This is a genomic window from Streptomyces xylophagus, from assembly GCF_000716435.1.
GTDB lineage: Bacteria > Actinomycetota > Actinomycetes > Streptomycetales > Streptomycetaceae > Streptomyces > Streptomyces xylophagus.
Genome location: NZ_JNWO01000055.1, coordinates 1 through 18,638, shown reverse-complemented (window position 1 = coordinate 18,638; position 18,638 = coordinate 1). Strand labels below are relative to the sequence as shown.

The 18,638-nt window shown below is 69.3% G+C and carries 14 protein-coding genes, 1 tRNA gene and 1 pseudogene; 8 read left to right on the top strand and 8 right to left on the bottom strand.

Going from position 1 to position 18,638, the window contains the following annotated elements:
• Position 1: 1 nt before the first annotated feature.
• Positions 2-77, top strand: a tRNA-Arg gene (locus OO70_RS49455).
• Positions 78-133: 56 nt separating this feature from the next.
• On the opposite strand, the pseudogene OO70_RS49450 reads toward OO70_RS49455, so the two are convergent.
• The 3 genes and pseudogenes from OO70_RS49450 to OO70_RS49440 form a co-directional block, all read right to left on the bottom strand.
• A pseudogene (locus tag OO70_RS49450) lies at positions 134-1,098 on the bottom strand (DUF475 domain-containing protein).
• 181 nt (positions 1,099-1,279) lie between these two features.
• Entirely contained in the window at positions 1,280-2,413 is a 1,134-nt protein-coding gene (locus OO70_RS49445; RefSeq protein ID WP_043687905.1) for a GNAT family N-acetyltransferase, read from the bottom strand.
• A gap of 137 nt (positions 2,414-2,550) precedes the next feature.
• Complete coding sequence (locus OO70_RS49440; RefSeq protein ID WP_043687902.1) at positions 2,551-3,747, bottom strand: MFS transporter; 1,197 nt, start codon at positions 3,745-3,747, stop codon at positions 2,551-2,553.
• Between the two features lie 70 nt (positions 3,748-3,817).
• On the opposite strand from OO70_RS49440, the gene OO70_RS49435 reads away from it, so the two are divergent.
• From OO70_RS49435 to OO70_RS49425, 3 genes are all read left to right on the top strand, one after another.
• On the top strand, positions 3,818-4,783 hold the full coding sequence (locus OO70_RS49435; protein ID WP_043687899.1) for an ArsR/SmtB family transcription factor: 966 nt from the start codon (positions 3,818-3,820) through the stop codon (positions 4,781-4,783).
• Positions 4,784-4,874: 91 nt separating this feature from the next.
• A complete protein-coding gene (locus tag OO70_RS49430) occupies positions 4,875-5,378 on the top strand; it encodes a glutathione peroxidase (RefSeq protein ID WP_043687897.1) in 504 nt (167 codons plus the stop codon).
• 93 nt (positions 5,379-5,471) lie between these two features.
• Positions 5,472-6,329, top strand: a complete 858-nt coding sequence (locus OO70_RS49425) for a MerR family transcriptional regulator (protein WP_043687895.1) — start codon at positions 5,472-5,474, stop codon at positions 6,327-6,329.
• Positions 6,330-6,498: 169 nt separating this feature from the next.
• On the opposite strand, the gene OO70_RS49420 is transcribed toward OO70_RS49425, so the two are convergent.
• From OO70_RS49420 to OO70_RS49410, 3 genes are all read right to left on the bottom strand, one after another.
• Positions 6,499-6,708, bottom strand: coding sequence for a DUF397 domain-containing protein (locus OO70_RS49420; protein WP_043687892.1), 210 nt, complete (start codon positions 6,706-6,708; stop codon positions 6,499-6,501).
• Between the two features lie 253 nt (positions 6,709-6,961).
• Complete coding sequence (locus OO70_RS49415) at positions 6,962-7,819, bottom strand: helix-turn-helix domain-containing protein (RefSeq protein WP_033287311.1); 858 nt, start codon at positions 7,817-7,819, stop codon at positions 6,962-6,964.
• Positions 7,820-8,149: 330 nt separating this feature from the next.
• Positions 8,150-8,902: a GOLPH3/VPS74 family protein gene (locus OO70_RS49410; protein WP_026150485.1), complete on the bottom strand. Its 753-nt coding sequence runs from the start codon at positions 8,900-8,902 to the stop codon at positions 8,150-8,152.
• Positions 8,903-9,179: 277 nt separating this feature from the next.
• On the opposite strand from OO70_RS49410, the gene OO70_RS49405 reads away from it, so the two are divergent.
• Together OO70_RS49405 and OO70_RS49400 are read left to right on the top strand one after the other, a co-directional pair.
• A complete protein-coding gene (locus OO70_RS49405) occupies positions 9,180-11,795 on the top strand; it encodes a D-alanyl-D-alanine carboxypeptidase (protein ID WP_043687889.1) in 2,616 nt (871 codons plus the stop codon).
• A 186-nt stretch (positions 11,796-11,981) separates the two neighbouring features.
• A complete protein-coding gene (locus tag OO70_RS49400) occupies positions 11,982-13,862 on the top strand; it encodes a membrane protein (RefSeq protein ID WP_043687888.1) in 1,881 nt (626 codons plus the stop codon).
• Here OO70_RS49400 and OO70_RS49395 read toward each other — a convergent pair whose 3' ends face one another.
• A complete protein-coding gene (locus OO70_RS49395) occupies positions 13,863-14,702 on the bottom strand; it encodes a hypothetical protein (protein ID WP_043687886.1) in 840 nt (279 codons plus the stop codon).
• An 81-nt stretch (positions 14,703-14,783) separates the two neighbouring features.
• Between OO70_RS49395 and OO70_RS49390 the strand changes: the two genes are divergently transcribed.
• Together OO70_RS49390 and OO70_RS49385 are read left to right on the top strand one after the other, a co-directional pair.
• Complete coding sequence (locus tag OO70_RS49390) at positions 14,784-15,572, top strand: SDR family oxidoreductase (protein ID WP_043687884.1); 789 nt, start codon at positions 14,784-14,786, stop codon at positions 15,570-15,572.
• Positions 15,573-15,707: 135 nt separating this feature from the next.
• A complete protein-coding gene (locus OO70_RS49385; RefSeq protein WP_043687882.1) occupies positions 15,708-17,285 on the top strand; it encodes a sodium:solute symporter family protein in 1,578 nt (525 codons plus the stop codon).
• 9 nt (positions 17,286-17,294) lie between these two features.
• Here OO70_RS49385 and OO70_RS49380 read toward each other — a convergent pair whose 3' ends face one another.
• On the bottom strand, positions 17,295-18,413 hold the full coding sequence (locus tag OO70_RS49380) for an ADP-ribosylglycohydrolase family protein (protein WP_043687879.1): 1,119 nt from the start codon (positions 18,411-18,413) through the stop codon (positions 17,295-17,297).
• Between the last annotated feature and the right edge of the window lie 225 nt (positions 18,414-18,638).

Here is an 18,638-nt window from a genome sequence, read left to right as displayed (position 1 = left end):
CGCCTTCGTAGCTCAGGGGATAGAGCACGGCTCTCCTAAAGCCGGTGTCGCAGGTTCGAATCCTGCCGAGGGCACCAACACAGGGCCACCTGCCGATCTCGGCAGGTGGCCTTCTGCTTGCCAAGAGCGACGGTCAGGGAACCCTCGCCGCGTCGACAGGCTCCGCCTCCCCCTCCGTCTCCGCCAGCGCCCGGTTGCGGCGGACCGACGACCAGAACGACCACCCGATCAGTACGACCCCCACCAGCCCCGTGATGACCTCGTTGATCTGGTACTGGATGGTGACCATCAGGATCACGGCCAGGGCGCCGATCGCGTAGTGGGCGCCGTGCTCCAGGTAGACGTAGTCGTCGAGGGTGCCCTGGCGGACCAGGTAGACCGTCAGTGAGCGGACGTACATCGCGCCGATGCCGAGGCCGAGGGCCATGAGGACGATGTCGTTGGTGATGGCGAAGGCACCGATCACGCCGTCGAAGGAGAAGGACGCGTCCAGGACTTCCAGGTACAGGAACATGAAGAACGCCGCCTGGCCGGCCAGGACCACCGCCGAGCGGTCGCTTTCCCGTTCCCGTTCCTCCTCCGCCTCCAGGCGGTCCTCGAAGAAGCCCGAGAGGCCGCCGACGATCATGTACGTGATCAGGCCGGCGATGCCGGAGACGAGGACCGTCTGGGCCTTGTCCGCGTGGGCGCCGCCGTGCTGGTGGGCGTGGGTCGCGAAGGTGAAGGAGGTGATGAGGAGGACGATCAGCGCGATGCAGACCGAGAGCATGTCGACCTTGCCGAGCCTGGCGAGGGGGCGTTCCAGCCAGCCCAGCCACTTGATGTCACGGTCCTCGAAGATGAAGTCCAGGAAGATCATCAGGAGGAACATGCCGCCGAAGGCCGCGATCGCCGCACCGTGAGGAAGATCTTCTGCCAGAAGGCGGACATCTTCTTCAGGATCCCGGCGTTGACCACCGCGTTGTCGAAGGACAGCGAGATCTCCAGGACGGCGAGGATCGCGATGACGCCGAACGCCGTCCAGCCGCCGTACCAGACTCCCAGGGCCAGGCCGAGCGCGGTGACCGCGAACGACCAGCGGAAGGTCTTCAGAAGCACGGGTTGCCCCTTCCTGTTGTCGCGCGGTCGCCCGCGAGTCGGGCACCAACGACCTTGACCATCATCGGCGTTGTCTACCACGGCCGCCTGTCGTACGGGTGTCGGGGGACGGGGACGGAGCGCGGAAGGGGCCCTTGACCTCTCCGGTCCAGGGCCCCTTGGGGGTGATGTTGCCGCATCGTCACTTCTTGAGCGCCGCCCGGCCGGACGTACGGCCGCTCGTGCGCAGCGTGCCCACCGTTTTCAGCAGGCGGTCCGCCGGGTCCCGGAGGCCGGGGTGGGCCAGGACCGTGTTGCGCAGGCCGCGTACCGGGCGGCGCCACAGGCGGTGGGCCGCCGCCACCGGGTGGGGGCGGGTGGCGAAGCCCTCGCCTACGCGCAGTTCGCGGGTCTTGAGCCAGTCCTTCCACTCCTTGTCGCCGCGCCCCAGGTCCATGAGGCGCACCCCGTGCCGGCCCGCCTCCTCGGCCATCCTGAGGTGCATGATCAATCCGGGCGAGTAGTAACGGAGTTCGGGGTCGTACGCCGTGAACCAGGCCGCGAACAGCGTGCGGGACGTCGGTCCGAAGTGGGCCGCCACCGGGCGGTCCCCGGCGTAGAGGACCGACAGGACGCCGGTGAAGTGTTCTTCGCGGACCCGGAAGAGATGGTCCACCAGGTCTACGATCCAGGGGCGCGCGAAGCGGTCCATGCGGCCGGTCCTGCGGTACTGCGCCGACTTCCAACGCATCAGCGTGTGCAGGACTTTGGGGTCACGCTCGTCGTAGACGAACCGCATCTCGCCGAGGTCGCGGCCGAGGCGGCGTTCCTTCTTCAGGGTCGTCTTGGCGATGCCCGGGTAGGCGGCGCGCAGCCACTCGGCGTAGGGGATCTCGCCGTCGCCGTCCTTGAGGTCGATCACCGGGGACGCGAAGGTGCCGGTGACGTGGCGGCCGAACGGCTGCTGTTCCTCGACCAGATGGTCGAACTCGAAGACCGACAGGCCGCAGGCCCGCAGGAGTTGCTGGACGTCCCAGGTGACACCGGGCCGGTGCACCAGGGCCTGGCAGTCGGAGAGGCCGAGGCCGATGGCCCGGCCGACGCCGAAGGGGTTGCGTTCGTACGGGAAGAAGCCGACCGGCTCCCCGCCCTCGTGCAGAACCGCCACCTGCGCCCCGCCGCGGTACCGGCCGACGCCGTCCGCGAACTCCGGTGCCAGAAAAGGGTTCGCGTAGTCCGGCGACTCGTCCATCGCCTTGTGCCAGGCCTGACGGAGCGTGGTGCCGAGCTCCTCCGGTCTGTGGATCGTGATGTCCGCCTTGCTGCTGGATCGCATGGGCGACCGTCCCCCCATTCCCCCACGACGCGTCGTCCGCGTCCTGCCTACGTATCCCAAGGTACGACGAGACACGAACAGTTCGGCAGGGCCCAAACGTCGCGAAACAGTACGCACGCTGTCAAGGATGCCTCCGACTACGGAAAAGTACGGATCACCCGCCCCTGGTGGAGGTGCCGCTCCTGTCGGGCGAGCACCGCCAGGGTCAGCGTGACCGCCGTCGAGGCCGTCGCCATCAGGGTCATCGCCGTTCCCGGTGAGGTGAGTTGGGCGATCGTGCCCGCGAGGGCCGCGCTCACGCCCTGCATGGTGAGCATGCCCGCGGAGCGCAACCCGAGGGCGTGGCCCGCGAGTTCGTCGGGGGTGAGGGTCATCAGGCGTTCCTGGAGGACGAGGCTCGCGCCGAAGCCCACGGAGCCGACGCACACCGCCATGGCCGCCCACGGCATGCCCGGACGGAGGGCGAAGAACAGGTACGGAGCGGCCAGCAGGAGGCGGAGCGGGACGTCGAGACGGGCGCGCAGGGCCGGCGGTACGAAACGGCCCAGGGTCAGGTCGCCGGCGAACATGCCCAGCGCCGCGCTCGCGAACAGGGCACCGGCGGACCCGGAGTCGTAGGAGACGTAGAGGGACTCGCAGCCGACGACCAGGCCGTTGGGGAGCCACATACCCAGGTAGGTGAGGCGGCGGGGGCGGGAGGACCACAGGAGGGCGTTCGTGCGCCAGGTCGCCGCGACCGACGGGCGGCCCGTGGAGCGGGGTGGGCGGGCGGTGAGGCCGAGGCGGAGGGCGAGGGCCGTGGTGGCGTACAGCGCGGCCGACAGGAGCAGGCAGGTGCGGGGGGACAGGAGGGTCAGCAGGGCGCCGCCCGTCGCGAAACCGGTGACCTGCATCAGTCCGGAGGCCATGTTGAACACCGAACGGCCCAGTACGAAGCCCTCCTTGGGCAGGATCTCGTTCAGCAGGCCGCCGCTCACGCCCCCGCCCAGCGAGGCGATCAGGCCCTGCAGGAACACGACGGCGAAGACCGCCCCGATCGGCAGACCGGGCAGCGCCAGCACCGCCGTACAGACGGCGAAGGCGGAGTTGATGCCGGTGAGTGTGGCGCGTGGGGGCAGGCGGTCGGCGCCCGACAGGAAGAAGGTCGCGCCGATCATCTGGGCGAGCTGCGGCCCGAACATGCTCACGGCCGACAGCAAGGGCGAGGCCGTGGCCCGGTAGACGAGGGTGGCCAGCGCCAGGCCGCTGATCGTGAGGGCCGCGTTCTGGGCGGCGAAGGAGAAGAAGAACGGGGTGTATTCGGGCGTGCGGAAGAGCTCGCGGTAGCTGCGCATGGGCGGAGTCTGCGGGGGTGCGCGCGAGGGTCGTATTCTTTCGCGCGGACGCGAAACACCGGGGGTGCGGATGGGGTGGTGGCAGCTCAACGCGGACACCCTGGCCCGGAGCCGGTTCGTGCTGTCGTCGTTCGCCGAGACCTTCGCCTCGCTGAAGCTGCTGCACGCGGGGGTGGGCGCGCACCCCGGCGAGCAGGCGTGGCTGCGCGACCATCTCCCGGGCTACCAGGGCCTGTTGGCGGCCGAACCGGTCACCGGGCTACTGGTGCGGGCGGCGCTCGGGCGGTCCTGGATCGCCGACTTCTTCTGCCCGACGCAGACCGACCGGGAGTCGTTCGCGGAGACCGTCGCCCGCGTCCGGGAGACCCGGCCCGAGGACGCGCGGGCGAACCTCACGGTCTCCCTCGCCGGGCCGCTCCCTGCCGCCCTGGAGCGCGACGATCTGCCCGAGCGGGCGGCCCGGCTCCTGGAGTACGTCTGGGAGGAGACCGTACGGCCGTACTGGGCGCGGCGACGGCGCGTCCTGGAGGCCGATGTGGTGTCCCGCACCACGCAGGTGAGCCAGGGCGGCTGGGCGGCCGTGCTGGACGCGCTGCAGCCGGGGCGGACCCGGTGGCTCGGGGAGAACCGGCTGCAGATCAACCTGTACGAGAACCCGCCGCGCGAGGTCTCCGGCGCGGAGCTGCTCTTCATGCCGGTCACACCGAAGGCCGGGTGGGTGTCGTGGGAGGAACCGGACCGGTACGCCATGATCTACGCCTGCTCGGGTGTCCTCGCCGACCACGGCGGGCGGCCGGTGCCCGAGAGTCTGGGCGCGCTGCTGGGGCCCGCACGGGCGGGCGTGCTCATGCTGCTCGGCTCGCCGATGAGCACCAGCCAGCTGACCGCCGTGACCGGACAGGCGCTCGGCTCGGTGGGCCGGCATCTGCGGGTGCTGCGGGACGCGGGGCTGGTGGAGCGGCGGCGGGCGGGGCGCTCGGTGCTGTACTCGCGGACGGCGGCCGGGGAGGTCGTGGTGAAGGCCGCCGGCCTGTAGGCACACCGGTAAGTCCTGTAAGCACACCGGTAAGCGCAGAGGCGCATGGGCCCGTGGGGAGAACGACATTTACCGGAGTTAGCATCCGGTTATGACGACTACAGAGAACACGGGTCCCCTCGGTGTCGAGATCGGGTCGCTCAAGGGCGGCTCGGCGGACCTCTCGCAGTACGCGGGCAAGGCCGTCCTCGTGGTGAACGTGGCCTCCAAGTGCGGGCTGACCCCCCAGTACACGGGCCTCGAGCGGCTCCAGGAGCGGTACGCCGCGCAGGGCTTCACCGTGCTGGGCGTGCCCTGCAACCAGTTCCTCGGGCAGGAGCCCGGCAGCGCCGAGGAGATCGCCGAGTTCTGCTCGGCGACGTACGGCGTGACCTTCCCGCTGACCGAGAAGGTCGAGGTCAACGGGGACGGCCGGCACGAGCTGTACGACCGCCTCGTCGGCTTCGCGGACGGCGAGGGCCACACCGGCGACATCCGCTGGAACTTCGAGAAGTTCCTGATCGGCCGCGACGGCACGGTCGTCGCCCGCTTCTCCCCGCAGACCGAGCCGGAGTCGGCGGAGGTCGTGGCGGCGGTGGAGGGTTCCCTCGCTTGAGAAGGTGTCGCTCAAGAAGGTGTTGACCTTGCCCCTGGGGCAAGGCTGAGCGTCCCTGTTGCCGGGCGGACAGATACCGCCCGGTGACGGAGGATGACTCGGGTGGACGACGAACTGCTGACCATCGGGGCGTTCGCGGCGCGGGCACGGCTTTCGGCCAAGGCACTGCGGCTGTACGACCGGCTGGGGCTGCTGGCCCCCGCTCATGTCGACGAGGTCAGCGGCTATCGCCACTACCGCGCCGACCAGGTCGAGCGGGCCCGACTCGTGGCGCTGCTACGGCAGTTGGACATGCCGCTCGCGCGGATCGCCGAGCTGGTCGAGGCGGACGGGACGGACGCGGCCGATCTCCTCGCCGCGTACTGGACGGACGTCGAGACCCGCGTCGCCGGGCAGCGCACGCTCGCCGAGTACCTCCGTGCACGCCTTTCGGGGAGGAGCTCCGAGATGTACGGAAAGTTCGTGGTCGAGACGGTCGAGGTACCGGAACAGGTGCTGATCACCGAGACCCGGCACACCCTCGCGGACGAGTTGCCGGCCTGGATCGGGGCGTCGCTCGGGCGCCTCGAGGAGGCGGCGAAGGAGTGCGGGGGCGTGAGCGCCGCGCCGTTCGTCGTCTACCACGCCGAGGTGTCGATGGAGAGCGACGGCCCGGCCGAGTCCTGCGTGCCGGTCGCGGACGAGGCGGCGGCGCGGGCCTGGGCGGCGCGAGCGGGCCGGGCCCGGCAGACGGCGGTGCGGGTGGAACCGGCGCGGCGACTGGCGTACGCCCGGATCACCAAAGCTCAGGTGGCGCATCCGCAGATCCTGGCCGCGTTCGAGGCGGTGGAGCAGTGGGTCGCCGCGCAGGGTCTGCGGTACGCCGGTCCGTGCCGCGAGGTGTACTTCGCGGACTGGGAGGCGGCGGGCCCGGAGGACCCGGTGTGCGATGTGGCGTTCCCCGTGAAGTAAGGCGCCACAGGCGGGAGTTACGGGTACAAGCGGGAGTCGCGGGCACAAGCCGAGCCCCCTCGGCCAGGACGGCGGGCCGGTCGAGAGGGCTCTTCCTTGAAGTGCTTGTGCTGCTTATGGAGTTGTGACTGGTGCTGCTTATGGAGTTGTGAAAGGTGACCGAGCCACATCAGTGAAAGTCGTGCGCCCCCCGCGCGACCTCTGCCACGAAGGCGTTCCACGAGTCCGCGGGGAAGGCCAGCGCCGGTCCCCCGGAGACCTTGGAGTCCCGTACGGCCATGGCCGCGAGAACCGGTGACTTGATCTCGACGCACGCGCCGTTCCCGGTGGAGTACGAGGACTTGGTCCACGTGTCCGTGGCGCCCTGACGAATTGCCATTTTTGCTCCGGTTATGCCAGTTGTTGAGTTGCTGTCACCGCGCGTCGCGTCCGGCCACGAACTCTCCGGACGCACAGCACGGTTTGCGCCAACGTCTGTTCCTCGATGGCGTGATCGACGCTACTCGCCAACATCGGCGGGCGAAGCGGCCATTCACTCGACCGGGTGGCATATACCCCTGGTGTCTTCCATCCGCCCCGGCGGAAGGTGTACAGTGCGGCACTTTCCGCCGGGGGACGGCTTCAGCGGGCCTTCAGCGCGCGTATTCCTTCGCGATGTCCGCGATGAACTGACGGGACTGGTCGACGTTGAGGGCCTGCGCCCTCAAGTGCTCGTACATCACGCTGTACTTCTGGACGTCGTTCGCCTTCTCCAGGTACAGGTCGCTGGTGACGCCCTCGATGTAGACGACGCTGGAGTCCGCCGCGTCGGGGAACTCCAGGATCGCGTACTGCCCGTTGAGCCCGGGATGGGCGCCCATGTCGAACGGGATCACCTGCACGGTCACGTGCGGCAGTTGGGACTGCTCGACGAGATGCTCCAACTGGTCCCGCATCAGCGACCGGTTGCCGACCACGCGGCGCACCGCGGACTCGTCCATCACCGTCCACAGCCGCAGCGGGTTCTCCGGGGCCGAGATACGTTCCTGCCGGCGCAGCCGCACCTGGACCCGCTTCTCGACGTCGGCCAGGGCGGTCTCGGGCAACGCCCCGGTGATGAGCGCCTCGGCGTACTGCCGGGTCTGCAGCAGACCGGGGACGACCTGCGGATCGTAGACCCGAAGGCTCGCCGCGTCCGTCTCCAGCCCGATGTAGACGCTGTACGGGATGTCGCCGAAGGAGTGCCACCAGCCTTGCTGGCGCGAGTCCTTGGCCATCTGCATGAGCGAGTCGACGATGCGGACGTCCTCGACCTCGTAGACCCCGCACAGGTCGCGGACGTCGCGCTGGCTGATGCTGCGCCGCCCGTTCTCCAACCGGCTGATCTTCGACTGCGACACCAGCAACCGCTCGGCGACCTCTTCGGCCGTCATGCCCTTGAGCTCGCGGAGCCGACGCAACTCCTGGCCCAACCGGCGTCGCCTGACGGTGGGATTGACACTTGACGCCACGGGAACGTGCACCTCCGGCTGCATACCTCTGCTTGTTGCTACTTGCTGCCACTGCTTGCCACTTTGCGTATCTGCTGTTGAGCAGACTGCCACCAAGGTGGTTTCTACCGCTGGGAAACGGTGGATATGCGGCAGGTACGGGCCAGATTCCGGTTGCCTGCGGCGTCCGTAGATGCGGCCGAGCGGGGTGGAGAGACGTTACGTCTACTCCACCCCGCTCGGACCAGCGGCTCCCGAACCGGGTCTTGGGGACTGGCGGTGCGGCGGTACTGCGTGTGCTGCGGTCGTGCGGTGGTGCCGTGATGCGGGCGTGTGCCGTGGGACTGCGGCTCAGTGAGCCACGGCGCGCGCCATGGTGCCGCGGTGCGGCTGCATCGGAACACCACGAGCCGGTTCCGGTGGCCTTGATCCGGGCGCGGCCTGACGGCCGGCCGGGGCCGGGCTACGGCGTGGCTGTGCGGCCACACCGTTCTGGACGTCCATCACGGCGTGCGCCACGAGTCCGCCCATGGGGTCGTGCCTGATCAGGTCCCGCAGCCGGGAGCGGGACGAGCGTCCCTCATTACCCGGATACAGGTGTTTGCCGAGACCGACCGCGTGCGCCAGTGCGGCGAGCGCGGCTGTCCGCGGATCCGGCGGTACGCCGGTGCGGATCGCGGAATCGAGTCGGCCCCTGATCTCGCGGCTGATCTCGTTGTCCGTCGCTTGGTAGCGAGTCGTCGGCAGCACCCCGCACATCTGTCCCGCCACGGCATGCACCATGCCGCACCGCTCGAGATGCGAGAGGTAGGTCTGGCGAAGTCCCAGTCGGGGCCCGCCAATCCAGTTCACTGCGCGTACCGGAGCGCCACGCCTTCGCAGCAACTCCAACGCGCAGTCCAAAGTCGGATCTCCGGTCGGCCGTGGTACGACCACGGCGATACGATCCCCGTCTGGGGCTATCCGTCCGGCCAGCGCCAGCTCCACTAGCTGTGCTCCGGCCAGACCGAGGTCGAGCGACTGCGGCTGCGCAGTGGTACCCGTGGCCGGGTCCAATGCCAGCAGTAGAAGCTCTTCCGGAAGAGTTCTGCGGCTCCTGCCCATCCATGCCTCCCCGCGTGGATGAATGACAGGGTGACCCCTCTCACATTGGTCTGTCGAGGGTGCGTGACCACTTCGTAGTGGAACCGGCAGGTATGTCGTTCTCGTCTACCGCAGGGGTTAAGCCCGCACACAGGACACTGGTACATGGTTCGGACAGCGGTGTTGATGCGTTGTCCGGGCGGCGGGTAAGAGAGTTTCCAGCTGATTTTCCAGCTGATTTTGTAGCTAACTCGGCTATCTCGGTCGGTTCGGTTGACGCACGCGGAGCGTGCGGCGCATGGAGGAGGCATCGGTGGCGGGCGAGTCCCCCGACAGGTCGAAGCAGCGCGAGTCGTCGGCAGAACCGACGCCGGGGAGCGCGAGTCCGGTTCCCGAGGCACGGGGTGCGCGGGACCCCCGGCTGGCGGTGTCCCGAGATGCCGCGCCGGCGTCCACGGCGACGGCCGCTCAGCGCGGGGGTGTGGACACGGCGACGAAGATCTTCTCGATTCGGGAGTTGCGGGGGGCGGAGACGACGGAGGCCGGTGAATCGGCCGAGGTCGACGAGGCGGACGAGGTCGACGGGTCCGGCGAGTCCGGTGAGGGCAGCACCTCCGTCGATTCCGAGGACTCCGGGCCCACCGCCACGCAGAACCCTTCCGCCAAGGCCGGCGAGGGGGGCGTGGGAGGCGATGCGCGGTTGCGTGAGGCTGTGGCGGCTTGGGTGGCTTCGGCGGACGAGGCCGACGAGCCGGATGAGGACGCGCCGGCGAACGAGCAGAGCGAGGGCTCGGAGCGGGTCGCTGACGCTGACGACCCCGAGGCTGCGGAGGACGCGGAGGCCCCTGAGGAGCCCGCTGGAGACGCGGACGCCGAGGACGCGGGAGAAACATCCACGGCCGACGTCACGGACGCGGAGACCGCCGAGGAGGCCGACGAGAGCGAGCGGGCCGGCGACAGCTCCGCGGAGGTCGAGCCGGTCGAGCCCGAGTCCGGCGATGACGACGACGTGACCGAGGGCGAGCAGGTCGCCGACGCGGTTGCGGACGCGGTTGTGGACGCGGTTGTGGACGCACGCCCGGAAGCCGACGACACCGACTCGGGCGATGCCCCCGAGGACGCGGTTCCCGAGGCGGAGGACGCGGTTCCCGAGGCGGACGCCGAAGCCGACACGGACACGGACGCAGAACCCCCGTCCGCAGACGCAGCCACCGGCACCGGCACCGACTCCGACACCGAAGACGCCCCCGAGGACGCCGCCCCCACCGACGCCCCACCGAAAGCCGCCGACGGCGACCCGGCCCCACAGGCCGCACCCGCAGCCGACGACGAAACCCGCACGGGTGGTGCGGGTGGGAACACAAAGGCGGCCGAAGGCGAAGCCGAGGCCGTCGATCACCCCACCGCCGTCTTCAAGGCACCACGCCCGCCCAAGCCCGCGGTGGACCAGCCCACCACCATGCTCAAGGCCCCCAAGGCTCCCGAGACCCCCGCCGAGCGCACCAGCAAGTTCGTCGCCCTCAAGCCCCTCGACGAGCCCCGCAGGGATGCGCCCCGCAGGGACACGCCCCGCACAGGCACCACCCGCCCCGTCCCCCACCTCGGCCCCGAGCACACCACCCAGCAACCGCTCCCCCCGAAGCCCCCGCTGGACCTCCTCGCCGAGCTGACCAACACCCCACCGCCCCCGCAGACCCCGGTCCGCACGGCGGTCCGCAGGGTCAAGATCTGGACCCCGCTGGTCATTCTCCTGGCGATCGTGTTTGCAGTAGTGCAGGCCGTACGCCCGCTGCCGACACCCTCCCTCACCCTCACCGCCGACGACTCGTACACCTTCGACGGCAGCAAGGCGGACCTCCCGTGGCCCAGCGAGGGCCAGGGCTGGATGGACGTCAACGGCATCGGCACGATGGGCAACTTCGGCAAGCAGACGCCGGTCGCCATCGGCTCGGTCGCCAAGGCGATGACGGCGTACATCGTCCTCAAGGACCACCCGCTGAAGTCGGGCGCGGAGGGCGAGAAGATCACCGTGGACGCGACCGCCGAGAAGGAGGGCGGTTACGACAAGGACGGCGAGTCCACCCTCAACACCGTCAAGGCCGGCGACGTCCTCACCGAGAAGCAGGCGCTGTCGGCGATCATGATCCCGTCGGCGAACAACATCGCGCGCCTGCTGGCCCGTTGGGACGCGGGCTCCGAGGCGGCGTTCATCAAGAAGATGAACGACACCGCCAAGGCGCTGGGGATGACGAACACGACGTACACCGACGCCTCGGGCCTGAAGGAGACCACCGTCTCCACCGCCGAGGACCAGGTGAAACTGGGCAACCAACTGGTCAAGATCCAGGCGCTGATGGACATCACCAAGCTGCCGAGCTGGGTCGACCCGTCCGGCAAGAAGTGGACCAACTACAACCGCCTGGTGCCGTACAACAACTCGCTCGGCATCAAGACCGGCACCACCACCGCGGCCGGCGGCAACCTGCTGTTCGCCGCCACCAAGGAGGTCGGCGGTGAGACGGCCGTCGTCGTCGGCGCGATCCTCGGCCAGCACACCGCGCCGATCATCGACACGGTGAACGCGGTCAGCAAGACGGCGATGCTCGCGGCGCAGGACGCGATGAAGTCGGCGAAGATCCTGAAGAAGGGTGACGTGGTCGGGTACGTGGACGACCAGCTCGGCGGTCACACGCCGGTCGTCGTCACCAAGGACGTCGCCGCGGTCGGCTGGGCCGGCCTCAAGGTGAAGCTGTCCTTCGCCTCCGACGCCGTACCGCACTCCGCGAAGGCCGGCACCAAGGTGGGCACGCTCACCGTGGGCGACGGTTCGGGCGGCGCGGTCAAGGTGCCGGTCGCTCTCCAGAAGGATCTCGCGGAACCGGCCTTGACCGCCAAGCTGACCCGTCTCGGCTGACCCACGAGACGATGCGCGTCACCGCACCCCGCCGCTGGGCACCCACCCGGGAGCTCACCGGCGGGGTGCGTGCTAGCGTCGCGAATCGGGGCACGTCGCCGGTCAGCGGGACGCGGCGTCGAACAGGCCGGGAACGGGACGGAACGCGGCCGAGAACGAAAGACGGGACACGGGGAGTGCCTTCAGGTGGCCACAGCGGAGCCGACACGCGCCGACGATGCCGATCCGGGCCCGGGAGCCGGCCCGCGAATACACCTGCCCGCGCACACCGCGCCAGACAGCGCGGCTGACGGCGCTCAGCACACGGCCGACGACGAGACGCACCAGGGCGGCGCCCGCCTGGCGCAGCTGATCGACCGCCTCCGCGAACCGTTCCTCCGCCACCCGGTGATCGGCTTCACTCTCCTCTCCGGTGTCCTTCACGTCGTCTGGTTCTTCACGTTCGCGAACAGCGGCGGCGACCTCGCAGCGCAGGACGCCTGGGCCGAGTTCGTCGGCCGCCACCCGGACTCGGCGTACAACCTCGCCTGGTACGGCGGCATGCACCCGGTGTCGTACAGCGTGGTGTCGCCGTATCTGATGTCCGTCCTCGGTGTTCGTACGACGATGATGATCGCCGGGACGATCTCGGCGGGCCTGCTCACCCTGATCCTGATCCGCAGCCGCTCGGTCAAGAACCCGCTGTGGGCCTCGCTCGCGGGCGTGTTCGCGCTGCTGTGCAACGCGGCGTCGGGCCGGGTGACGTACGGCCTGGGCATGGTGTTCGGGCTCGGCGCGGTGGCCGTCGTCTTCTGCTGGCCCTACCGCTGGCGCTACAAACGCTGGGCGAAGGCCCTGTGCGCGGCCCCGCTGGCCGCCCTCGCGACCATGTCGTCGCCGGTGGCCGGGCTGTTCGTGGGCCTGGTCGCCGTAGCGCTGTTCCTGCAGAAGCGCCGTCCCGGCGCGTGGGCTCTCGGGCTCGCGCCCGCGGCCGTGGTGGCCGTGTCCGCCTGGCTGTTCCCGTTCTCCGGCACGCAGCCGATGCTGTTCGGCTCGATGATCCTGCCGCTGACGTCCGGGGTTCTCGTCTACTTCCTGGTGCCGCGCGAGTGGACGACCGTACGGATCACGGCGGCCGTGTACAGCATCGGGGTCGTCCTCGTCTGGCTGGTCAGTTCGCAGATCGGCTCGAACATCAGCCGGCTGGCGATGCTGTTCGCCGGAGTGGCACTGATCGCCGCGCTCCCCTTCACGGTGCCGCGCTCGCGCAAGTGGTACGTGATCGTGCTGGCCTTCGTCGGCTTCACCGGGTGGATCGGCTTCAAGTCGGTCGACGACGTCATCAACACCGCCCCGGCCGCGTCCTGGTCGCACGAACTCGCCCCGCTCGTCAACGAACTCCAGACGGTCGGCGCCGAGCGCGGCCGCGTCGAGGTCGTCCCGGCCCGCTCCCACATCGAGGCCTCCGCACTCGCGCCGTACGTCAACCTCGCCCGCGGCTGGAACCGCCAGGCCGACATGGAGCGCAACCCCCTCTTCTACGACGACACGCTCAACTCGGCGAACTACCACGAGTGGCTTCAGCGTTGGGCCGTCCACTACGTCGTCCTGCCCAAGGACGAACCGGACGGCGACGGCGGCGAGCGCGAACGCGCCCTGGTGCAGCGCGGGATGCCGTATCTGAAGCAGGTCTGGGGCGACGCGAACTGGCAGCTGTTCCAGGTCACCGACCCGGCGCCGCTCGCCGAGCCGAACGCGGTCGTCGACCGGGCGGAGCAGGGCGAGTTGACCATCGAGGTGAAGAAGAAGGGCCGGATCCTGATCCGCATCCCGTACTCGCCGTGGCTGAGCATCGTCGACGCGAAGGGCAAGAGCCTCAAGCCCCCGCAGGAGACCGACGCGTCCAAGCACCGCGCCGAGGGCACGCCGAAGACGTACGACAACCTCAACGGCTGCCTGATGGAGACGGAAGAGGACTCCAAGGGCGACAAGTGGACGATGCTGCTGGCCCCGAAGGCGGGGACGTATCGCCTGGCGGCGCCGTATCAGTTGCCGCGCGGCACTCCCTGTCCCGATGAACTGAAGTAGTCAGCGGAGCCGGTCCACGTACTTGTCCGTGCCCGGCACCGTGGGGATGAACGGCGCCACCAACTCGACTGTGCCGAGGCCCGATTCGGCCACGGACGTGTCCAGTCCCGCGAAGTACTCCTCCCAGCAGTCCCGCGGATCCGCCTCCAGGAACCACAGCAACGTCAGCCGGGTGTCGACCCCTTCGACCTGCTTGACGTAGGTCATGCGGTCGCCCGGCAGCGGGGTGGGGCGGAAGACCGTCACCATCGCGGCCGGGGAGCCCGCGAGCCGCTTCGGGAGGTGGCGGGAGCGCAGCCACTCCAGCAACTCGGCGCGCTGTTCCTCCGATTCGGCGTCGACGACCTCCAACACCAGCCCGGCGTAAGGGTGGTCGAGGGCGTGGAAGTCCCTCGGTCCGGCCGCGCCGTCGCGGTAGACGGTCGCCTCGTGGTCCTGGAACGCGGTGAAGACGTGCGTACGGTCCTGGTAGACGCGACCGTCGCGATTGAGCCGTTTGTTGATGCCGACGGTCCACTTCATGTGGTCGTCGTAGCGGTCCTCGGTGACCCAGTACGTGGAGAGGTAGCAGCCCGCGGTGACGGGCTGGGCGATCGCCGACTTCTCCGGATAGCGCAGGAGTTGAAGATCCCGGGTGGCGACCCAGCGGCGGCCGGCGTACATCCAGGGCATGGCCATCGCGCCGGCGTAGTAGTGGTCGTCCTCGTACCAGCGGTTGTAGGCGTACTCGTGGCCGGGATGCGGTTCGACCATGGTGATGAGCGCGTGGCCCGGCCGGACTCCGTACGGTCCTACGGCGGCCAGTTCGGCGTACACGTCGCTCCGGGTTTCCTCGCTCACGTCGCTCCCCTTCCGTCCTCCGCCGGTCGCCCATACTCTGACGCCCCGTCAGATAAACCGCCAGACCCCGGGAGGGATCGGATGTCGCTGCTCGCGGGCAAGACCGTCGTCGTCTCGGGGGTCGGGGCCGGACTCGGCCACCAGGTCGCCGCAGCCGTCGTACGGGACGGAGGGAACGCCGTGCTGGGTGCGCGCACGGAGGCGAATCTCGCCAAGTCGGCGGCCGAGATCGATCCCGACGGGTCGCACACGGCGTACCGGGCGACGGACATCACGGACGAGGGGCAGTGCGAGGCGCTCGTGTCGGTGGGCCGGGAGCGGTTCGGGCGGGTCGACGCGGTGGTCCATGTGGCCGCGTGGGACAGCTACTTCGGGGGGATCGAGGACGCGGACTTCGCCACCTGGCAGTCGGTGATCGACGTGAATCTGCTGGGTACGTTGCGGATGACGCGGGCGTGTCTGCCGGCGCTGAAGGAGGCGGGCGGGGGCTCGGTCGTCATCATCGGGACGCAGTCGGCGGTGGCGGCCCCCTCGCAGGTGCGGCAGGCGGCGTACGCGGCGTCGAAGGGGGCGCTGACGAGCGCGATGTACTCGCTGGCAAGGGAGTTGGGGCCGTACCGGATCCGGGTGAACACGGTGCTGCCGGGGTGGATGTGGGGGCCGCCGGTGGAGGCGTACGTGCAGTTCACCGCGCACACGGAGAAGGTGCCGGAGGCGGAGGTGCTGAAGCGGCTGTCCGACCGGATGGCGCTGCCCGAGCTGGCGACGGACGGGGATGTGGCGGACGCGGCGGTGTTCCTGGCGTCGGAACGGGCGCGGGCGATCACGGGACAGTCGTTGCTGGTCAACGCCGGGGAGCTGATGCGGTGAGTTCATGTAGGTGAACACGGAACATCAATCCGAACGATTTTACTCCCCCTTGACCGTTCGCTTACTTGTCGTGCTCACGCGCGACCGCCCACGATGAGCCCCGGGCTGAACCGGCTCAATCGTGGGAGGGCGCATATGAACGGGCTCGACTGGGCCGTGCTCATCGGCTATTTCGGCGTGATGGTGGCGATCGGTGTGTGGTCGCACAAGCGCGTCGACAACGTGAGCGACTTCTTCACGGCCGGCGGAAAGATGCCCTGGTGGCTGTCCGGCATCTCGCACCACATGTCGGGCTACAGCGCGGTGATGTTCACCGGGTACGCGGGCATCGCCTACACCTACGGCGTCACGTCCTTCATCACCTGGTCGTTCCCGATCGCGCTGGGCATCGCCATCGGCTCCAAGCTGTTCGCGCCGCGCATCAACCGGCTGCGCTCACGGCTCCATGTGGCGTCGCCTCTCGAGTACTTGAAGAACCGCTACAACCTGAAGACCCAACAGGCGCTCGCCTGGTCGGGGATGCTGCTGAAGATCGTGGACGTGGCGGCCAAGTGGGCAGCAATTGCCACCTTGTTGTCCGTCTTCACCGGGGTGTCGCTGAACCAGGGCATCCTCATCACCGGCGCGATCACGGCCGTCTACTGCACGATCGGCGGCCTGTGGGCGGACGCGCTGACCGAACTCGGCCAGTTCATCATCCAGTTGCTCGCCGGCGTCTCCATGTTCGTGGCCGTCGTACTGAAGTTGAACGACAAGGGCATCGGATTCTTCGGCGCCTGGGACGAACCGGCGCTCCAGGGCCACGGCAAACCGCTGGTCGGCCCCTACGGCACGGTGTTCCTGCTCGCGTTCCTCTTCATCAAGCTCTTCGAGTACAACGGCGGCATGCTCAACCAGGCCCAGCGCTACATGGCCACCAAGACCCCCCACGAGGCCGAGCGTTCGGCCCGACTGTCGGCGGCACTGTGGCTGATCTGGCCGACGGTCCTCTTCTTCCCGATGTGGATGTCCCCGCTCCTGGTCCACGCACAGAAGCCGGACGGCTCCGACTCCTACGGCCTGATGACCGAACAGCTGCTCCCGCACGGTCTGTTGGGCCTGGTGGTCGTCGGCTTCTTCTCCCACACGATGGCCATGTGCTCGTCCGACGCGAACGCGATCGCCGCCGTCTTCACGCGGGACGTGGCACCGGTCATATCGGCCAAGGCCCGCGCGTGGAACGACCGTTCGGGGCTCATCGCGGCCCGCGTGACCACGGTCGTCTTCCTCGGCCTGTCGATGTCGGTGGCGACACAGATCAACTCGCCCACGTTCAAGGACATCATCACGGTCGTCATCAAGTGGGTCGCGGGCCTGATGGGCCCGATCGCGATCCCGATGATGCTGGGTCTGCTGCGCCCGTTCCGCAAGTCCGGCCCCACGGCGGCGCTGACGAGCTGGGCGGCGGGCCTGTTCGCCTTCTGGCTGGTCAACTACCCGATCAACTGGGAGGTCGACGGCGGGGTCCCGCTCCAGTACCAGGTGTCGATCCCGCTGGCGGTCTCTCTCGTCCTCTACATCCTCATCGGCTACGTGAAGCCCGAGGACACCCCGGAACGGGACGCGCTGATCGAGAAGATCAACGGCGGCGGGGACGACGACGGCGAGGCGGCGGCGGTCGCGGTACCGGCGCAGGCGGGAGCGGGCGACGACGTGGTGGGCAGCCAGTCGTAGCGGTCGCTGTCACACCCCTCTGGGATACCGGGCGATCCAGCCCGGAGAGGACCCGGCGGGCCCGTGCAACGCGGGCCCCTGGGTCATCTCCACGGCGAAGTCGTCCGCGAGCACGAGCAGGGTGGGACGGCCCTCCAGTTCGGCCAGCCAGGCCGGCGGGAGGGCCGTCTCGCCGTACAACGCCCCGAGCAGCCCGCCGGCGAGCGCCCCGGCGACCCCCGAGGGCCCGCCGTGATTCACGGCGAGACACAGCCCGTGCCGTACGTCGTCCCCGACGAGCGCGCAGTACACGGCCCCGGCGAGCACCCCTTCCGCGGTCCCCTCCCCCATGAGCTCCTCGACCCGTCCGAAGCTGGGCATTCCCTGCCGTACGGCGCCGAGGGCACGCTGAAGGCCGTCGGAGACGGGTTGATGCCCGGGCCGCGCGGCAAGCAGGGCGAGCGCCCGCTGCACGGCGGAGTCGAGACTCTCCCCCCGGGCCAGCCCATGCACGATGACGGCGTAGGCACCGGCGGAGAGATACCCGACGGGATGCCCATGGGTCTGCGCGGCACACTCCACGGCAAGCTGCATCACAAGCTGCGGTTCCCACCCCACGAGCAACCCGAACGGCGCGGAACGGGCGGCCGCCTCGCCCCCCACCTCACCGGGATTCTTGGGCGCGTCGAGAGTCCCCATCCGCTCGTCCCCAAACCCCAGCAAACAGGCCCGAGTTGGCTCCCGCCGAGCGTAGAGCCACTCCTCGCGCGCGAGCCACCCGTCATCCTTACGACGCTCATCGGGCCCCCAGTCGTGCTGGGTGGCGGCCCACCGCAGATACGCCCGATGCAGATCGGTAGGCGGATGCCAGGCCCCGGTATCCCGTCTGACCTGCGCCCGGATCAACCCATCCACGGTGAAGAGGCTGAGCTGCGTGAGATGCGTGACGGCACCGCGCCGCCCATACCCGAAGACGAGGTCTACGACCCCCTCCGCGCCGTAGGCCTCCCGGATCTCGTCGATCGCCAACAGGTCGACGGGCGCACCGAGCGCGTCCCCGACCGCGGCCCCGAGCAGGGTCCCCCGCACCCGACTCCGAAAGTCCTGCTGCTCGACCCGGCCCCAGACGGCCCCGGTTGCCGTACTCACCAAGACCTCCTCAGGGTTCCGTCTTTACGTGCGAGTCAGTTCAGCACTGTAATCGAACGGGGACGGTGGGTTGAGGGGGTGGATCGGTATGCGGGGAGTTGAACCGACCAGCGTTTTCGATGTGACCGTTGGGCCACTCGCTTCTTTGTCAGTGTCGGGTTTCCGTGTCCCGAGTAAAGGGCGCTCCCTGCGGTCGCGTCGGCTGCGCCGATTCCGCTGCGCTCC

Coding starts and splice junctions, on each gene's coding strand:
- OO70_RS49445 (WP_043687905.1), bottom strand. CDS start 2,413: ATGCGATCCAGCAGCAAGGCGGACATCACGATCCACAGACCGGAGGAG.
- OO70_RS49435 (WP_043687899.1), top strand. CDS start 3,818: ATGGGGTGGTGGCAGCTCAACGCGGACACCCTGGCCCGGAGCCGGTTC.
- OO70_RS49440 (WP_043687902.1), bottom strand. CDS start 3,747: ATGCGCAGCTACCGCGAGCTCTTCCGCACGCCCGAATACACCCCGTTC.
- OO70_RS49390 (WP_043687884.1), top strand. CDS start 14,784: ATGTCGCTGCTCGCGGGCAAGACCGTCGTCGTCTCGGGGGTCGGGGCC.
- OO70_RS49425 (WP_043687895.1), top strand. CDS start 5,472: ATGACTCGGGTGGACGACGAACTGCTGACCATCGGGGCGTTCGCGGCG.
- OO70_RS49410 (WP_026150485.1), bottom strand. CDS start 8,902: ATGGGCAGGAGCCGCAGAACTCTTCCGGAAGAGCTTCTACTGCTGGCA.
- OO70_RS49405 (WP_043687889.1), top strand. CDS start 9,180: ATGGAGGAGGCATCGGTGGCGGGCGAGTCCCCCGACAGGTCGAAGCAG.
- OO70_RS49385 (WP_043687882.1), top strand. CDS start 15,708: ATGAACGGGCTCGACTGGGCCGTGCTCATCGGCTATTTCGGCGTGATG.
- OO70_RS49420 (WP_043687892.1), bottom strand. CDS start 6,708: ATGGCAATTCGTCAGGGCGCCACGGACACGTGGACCAAGTCCTCGTAC.
- OO70_RS49430 (WP_043687897.1), top strand. CDS start 4,875: ATGACGACTACAGAGAACACGGGTCCCCTCGGTGTCGAGATCGGGTCG.